At 49.7% G+C, this 5,906-nt stretch carries 4 protein-coding genes and 2 pseudogenes; all 6 read left to right on the top strand.

What is annotated here, in order from left to right; all coding sequences use genetic code 11:
- A partial coding sequence (locus tag ACLR2L_RS18235) for a phosphatase (protein WP_413370210.1) occupies positions 1–657 on the top strand: 657 nt, incomplete at its 5' end.
- 5 nt (positions 658–662) lie between these two features.
- Positions 663–1,282 (top strand): annotated as a pseudogene (locus ACLR2L_RS18230) (L-threonylcarbamoyladenylate synthase).
- Positions 1,282–2,124, top strand: a pseudogene (locus tag ACLR2L_RS18225) (segregation and condensation protein A). Before ACLR2L_RS18230 ends, ACLR2L_RS18225 begins: the two co-directional pseudogenes overlap by 1 nt.
- Positions 2,111–2,713, top strand: a complete 603-nt coding sequence (gene scpB, locus ACLR2L_RS18220) for an SMC-Scp complex subunit ScpB (RefSeq protein ID WP_413370208.1) — start codon at positions 2,111–2,113, stop codon at positions 2,711–2,713. The pseudogene ACLR2L_RS18225 and the gene scpB overlap by 14 nt, the downstream one beginning before the upstream one ends.
- Positions 2,713–3,579, top strand: coding sequence for a 23S rRNA pseudouridine(2605) synthase RluB (gene rluB / locus ACLR2L_RS18215; RefSeq protein WP_413370206.1), 867 nt, complete (start codon positions 2,713–2,715; stop codon positions 3,577–3,579). The genes scpB and rluB overlap by 1 nt, the downstream gene beginning before the upstream one ends.
- 241 nt (positions 3,580–3,820) lie before the next feature.
- Positions 3,821–5,906, top strand: a 2,086-nt coding sequence (locus tag ACLR2L_RS18210) for a TonB-dependent siderophore receptor (RefSeq protein WP_413370204.1), incomplete at its 3' end; no start/stop codon positions are given.

The raw sequence follows: 5,906 nt of genomic DNA, 5'->3' as shown, positions 1-5,906 counted from the left end.
ACGCATTGGCACAGTTTTGAGATTCATGTTGTGGGGCTCAATATAGACAGACACAACAGCGTATTGCAGGCATTTTTAAGTACTCAACAACAAAAACGTGATGAACGTGCTGCTAAAATCGCCGATAAGCTGGCTAAATGCGGTTTCGAAGGCACCCTTGAGCGGGCAAAACGCTATGCCCGTGATGGCCAGATTACCCGGGCGCACTTTGCTCGGGTGCTGGTGGATTGCTATTCAGTATCCAACATGGAATCCGCCTTTAAGAAGTACCTGGGCAAGGGCAAACGCGCGGCGGTGAAGGCTGAATGGGCCAGCATCAGTGAAGCTGTAGAGGCGATTCATGCCGCCGGTGGACAGGCCGTACTGGCGCACCCGTTGCATTACGATATGACCACAAAATGGTTACGACGCTTACTTACCGACTTTAAACAAGCCAATGGCGATGCCGTTGAAGTGGTATTTCCCACGGCTAATCCGTCAAAACAGCAGTTGTTGTGTGAACTGGTAGCCGAATACGGCTTTTTAGCCTCAGCTGGGTCCGATTTTCATTTGCCCGGCCGATGGACAGAACTCGGGCGTTGTGGCTTAAAAAGCGATACACTGACACCAGTGTGGCACGACTGGGGGATTATTCCTGCCAGTATTCCAAAGGGATAAACAATATGAGCCAGTTTTTTTATGTACACCCCGATAACCCGCAAACCCGTTTAATTAAGCAAGCGGTTGAATTGATTCGCCAGGGCGAGGTAATTGTGTACCCCACCGATTCTGGCTATGCCATTGGTTGTCAGATGGAAGACAAGCGCGCCTTAGAGCAAATTTGCCGGATCCGTCAAATCGACACCGATCACAATTTTTCGCTGATGTGCCGTGATATGTCGGAATTATCGGTTTACGCCAAAGTAGATAACACCGCGTTCCGTCAAATTAAGAATAATACGCCTGGGCCCTATACCTTTGTGTTAAAAGCCACCCGTGAAGTGCCACGCAGGTTGCAAATCCCAAGCGCAAAACCATTGGGCTCCGTGTACCCGATAACGCTATAGCGCTGGCGCTGCTGGAAGAATTGAACGAACCGCTGATGTCGACCTCGCTTATTCTGCCCGGCGCACAGGTGGCTGAGTCTGATCCGGATGAAATTCGCGACAAGCTGGAAAAGCAGGTTGGGTTAATTTTACACGGTGGTTATTTGGGCGAACAGCCAACAACGGTAGTGGATTTGAGTGAAGGCGACGCGGTAATTGTGCGTGAAGGCGCAGGCGATATTAAGCCGTTTCTGTAATGACCGACACCAACGATAACCTGACAGTCCCTTCCAAGGAGCCAGTACAGCAGCCGCTGCCGCTGGCGTTTGTGCATGGCGAAGCGGTTATTCAAAAGCCCGAAGATCTCTACATTCCGCCCGATGCGCTGGAAGTCATATTAGAATCTTTTGAGGGCCCGCTGGATTTATTGTTGTATTTAATCCGCAAACAGAAATTCGACATTACCAGTATGCCGGTGGCAGAGATCACCCGTCAGTACATGGAATACGTTGACGTAATGTTGTCGTTGAAGTTGGAGTTGGCGGCAGAATACCTGCTGATGGCTGCGATTTTGGCGGAGATAAAATCAAGATTGCTATTGCCCCGGCGCTCAGATGACGATGATGACGAGGCCGATCCGCGTGCAGAATTGATTCGCCGCTTGCAAGAATACGAATTGGTAAAACAAGCAGCAGAAGATTTGGATTTACAACCGCGCATGGAGCGCGACATCTTTAAAGTGTTAGTTACCCCTTCCGACAGCATTGAGCCTGTGATCATTCAGCCCGATGTTAGCCTGTAGGAATTGGTGCTGGCATTCTCGGCGGCCATGCAACGGGCTGCGGCCTTTGAACATCACCATATTGCGCCGGAAGCACTGAGTACCCGGGAGCGCATGAGCATGATACTGCAAACCCTGAGTACCGATACCTATACACCCATGGAAGCGCTGTTTACCAGGGAAGAGGGGCGCGCAGGCGTAGTTGTGACTTTTTTGGCGATTCTGGAACTGGTAAAAGGACAGAGTATTCGCCTGGTGCAAGCTGGCCCCTATGCCAGAATTCATGTGAAGTTGGGAAGTCATCATGAAGAAGATTAATGCGCAGCAGTTAAAACAGCTGATCGAAGCCACGATTTTTGTGTCAGATGAGCCGGTTTCGATAGAAAAATTGAAAAATACTGTGCTTGCGGATTTTACCGTGGCCGATAAAGCGATAAAATCAGCGCTTGATGAACTAATGCTCGATTATCGTCCGCGTGGTATTCAACTGGTTGAAGTGGCCAGCGGGTTCCGGTTTCAGTCGCTCGACAGCTTAAGCCCCTGGCTCAGCCGGTTATGGCAGGAAACCAGTCCACGGTATTCTCGTGCAATGTTAGAAACCCTGGCATTAATTGCCTACCGACAACCCATTACCCGTGGTGAGATTGAACAGGTAAGGGGCGTAGCGGTAAGCAGTAATATCATCAAAACCCTCACAGAGCGTGAGTGGGTAAAGGTAGTGGGTCATAAAGAAGTGCCGGGCAGACCAGCCCTGTATGCCACCACCAAACAATTTTTAGATTACTTTTCGCTGAAGTCCTTGTCGGACTTGCCCAATGCCGATGCCTTTATGCAGTCACTGGAAGACGTAGCAGATGCATCATTAAAGGTATTGAGTGATAGCGACCAAACAGAGCCATTACACTAATGACAGAGAAATTACAGAAAGTCCTTGCTAATCATGGCCTCGGTTCTCGCCGGGAAATGGAACGCTGGATTGAGCAGGGCCGGGTATCGGTTAACGGCGGCATTGCCAAATTAGGCGACCGCGTGGATGCAACCGCGCAGATCCGGGTAGACGGGCACGTTGTTGCGCGTATCCAGGATACGCCGGTGTGCCGCGTACTGATGTACAACAAGCCGGAAGGTGAATTGTGCACACGTGTTGACCCGGAAGGGCGAAGTACCGTATTCGACCGCTTACCTAATATAAGCCAGGGGCGCTGGATTGCGGTAGGTCGCCTGGATATTAACACCAGTGGTTTACTGTTGTTCACCAACGACGGTGAACTGGCAAACCGCCTGATGCACCCGCGTTGTAAAGTTGAGCGCGAATATGCTGCGCGAATTTTTGGTGAAGTCTCCGCTAAATCGCTTCAGGCCCTTACCAAAGGGGTTGAGTTGGAAGATGGAATTGCCAAATTTACCACCATTAAGCAACGTCCCAACGACGATGAAAGTGTTAACCAATGGTTTAACGTAACACTGGAAGAAGGGCGTAACCGCGAGGTACGCCGTTTGTGGGAAACCCAGGATTGTCAGGTAAGCCGACTGATTCGCGTTCGTTACGGGCCGATTGAACTGCAAAAACGTTTGCCACAAGGTGCGTGGGTTGAACTGCCATTGAGCGATGTGAACGCGTTGCGCGACTTAGTGCAGTTGCCTGCAGAAAACGAAAGCATGGTAGATGACCGCCAGAATAAACTGGATCACGCTCGCTTAAGTCGTATGCGCCGCTCGGTGAAAAAGCACAAAATGCGCAAAGAACAAACACAGCGCCGCCAAAGCAAATAGTACCCAATTGTTCATTCTATAATGAAAGCGAACCACTAAACCGGTTCGCTTTTTTGTTTGTTTTTCTTTTTACATTTCCCATTTCCCATTTCCCATTTCTCATTTCGTCGGAATCTCATCTCACCACAGAATCGCTGAAAATCTAAACGAGCATGCAAATAATAATAGTTATCATTTGCATAATTGTGTGTAGGAATTATAATGCGTGCAATTCAATAAGCCACACTGAGCAGAGAACACTATGACCAAGAAGCAAATTTTTGCACTGTCGCCCATTATGCTGGCGTTTGGCCTGCATGCACAGGCAACATCTCAAGAGCAAACTGAAGCGGAACAAGCCGATAACGATGTAGAAGTGATCAGAATTGTTGAAAGCCGGATCCAGCGTTTTAGTTCAGGTGCAACGGGATTAGGTCTTAACAGTTTCGACACCCCACAGTCGCTGTCGATTATTGAAGACGACACCATTGCCAAATACAACCTGTTTGATATCAACAGCTTGTTTAAGCAAGTAGTGGGTATTAACGTTGATCAAAGCGAAACCGACCGAACCTATTTTAATGCCCGCGGTTTCGACATCACCAGCATGCACATCGATGGCTCAGGAATTCCGTTTGGCGACATTTTTGTTGGCGATCTGGATACGGCAATGTATGAAAAAGTGGAGTTTATTCGCGGTTCAAATGGCTTGATTACCGGCCTTGGTAACCCGTCTGGCACGGTAAATTACGTGCGTAAACGCCCAAGTAACGACAAGCAGGCCAGTGTGTCATTAACTGCCGGACGCTGGTCGAATTTCCGTGCTATGGCCGACGTATCCACGCCGTTGACTGATTCAGGCAGCTGGGCTGCCCGTGCCGTTGTAGTGCACCAGGACAAAGACAGCTGGCTGGATCATTACTCAAATAACCGCACGGTGTTTTACGGTGTTGTGGATGGGCAGATCAGCGATGCGCTAACGGTAACGTTTGGCTATAGCCATCAGGATAACAACAGTGATGGCGTTACCTGGGGAGCCGTGCCGCAAATCTATTCTGACGGCACACAGGTAGAGTTTGATGTCTCTACTACCAGCGCGATGAACTGGACCTATTGGGACACGCTGAATCAAACTGCGTTTGCCGAAGTAAACTGGTTTATTAACGACAACCTGAACTTCACCAGCAAGGTGAATTACATTAACTACGAAGACAAGTCTGAACTGTTCTACACCTATTCAAATACGGGGTTAGACAGTGAAACAGGTCTGGGCATGCTGGGCTATCCGGGCAAATTTACCGCCGACGATAAAACCCTGATTTGGGACAACAACCTGCAAGGGACTTTCCAGGCCTGGGGGCTTGAGCACACTTTCAACCTTGGTGTGAGCCTGGCCGATGCTGAGACCAGCGATATGGACTTTGGTGCATTAACCGGCTTCGATGTAATGCCTGCACTGCCAGACTGGACGGGTACAGAAGTGGCCCGACCCACCTGGGCAGACCCCTATCAGGCGGGATTTACCGACATTACTCTGAATCGCTACTACGGTGCGCTTCAACTGGCGGTTACTGAAGACTTTGATGTAGTGCTGGGCGCCAGTTTCGTTGATTACGAGAACGAAGGTGAGTCCTGGGGCGCGTCAACGTCTACCACTGAAGATGGCAGCAGCCCTTACCTGGGCTTTACCTGGGAAGTGTTAGAAGACCTCAACATCTATGGCAGTTACAGCGACATTTATCAGCCGCAGTACTACCTGAATGAAGATCTTGAGCCACTGGGGTCAGCCGAAGGCCGCAGTTACGAAATCGGCATGAAGAAACGCCTTGAAAACAACCTGTTGGTTAGCCTTGCTGTATTCAGAACCGAGCAGGAAAACCTGTATGAGTTCATTGAGTACGGCGATGGTGATGGCGTTGACGATGACGATTACTCAGACGACTTTAACTACGCACTGTATCGCGGCGTAACGGTAGACTCCAACGGTATAGAGCTGGAAGTTTCGGGCAAGGTATCTGATGAATGGTTTGTGCAGGGTGGATTCACCGCTCTTACCATGGACGACGCTGACGGCAACGAAGCCCGTACCTTTATTCCTCGTCGCACACTGAAATTACTGGCCGATTACTCGCCCAGCTGGGAAGAAAAGCTGAAAGCCGGTGTGTCGGTAAGATGGCAAAGCGAAACCTACTTTGACACCGGTTATGGCCGTATTTCGCAAGACAGTTATGCGTTGTTGGGCGGCTATGTTCAGTACAGCGTAAACGAGCAGATTTCAGTGAGCCTGAACCTGGACAACATGCTGAATGAAAAGTACCTGAGTGCAGTGCGCACAGAGCAAGCGTTTT

This window comes from Alteromonas sp. AMM-1 (assembly GCF_047290655.1).
GTDB lineage: Bacteria > Pseudomonadota > Gammaproteobacteria > Enterobacterales > Alteromonadaceae > Alteromonas > Alteromonas mangrovi.
Note: the sequence above shows the minus strand (reverse complement) of the source record. Positions and strands in the feature narration are given on the sequence as shown.

Coding starts and splice junctions, on each gene's coding strand:
- scpB (WP_413370208.1), top strand. CDS start 2,111: ATGAAGAAGATTAATGCGCAGCAGTTAAAACAGCTGATCGAAGCCACG.
- rluB (WP_413370206.1), top strand. CDS start 2,713: ATGACAGAGAAATTACAGAAAGTCCTTGCTAATCATGGCCTCGGTTCT.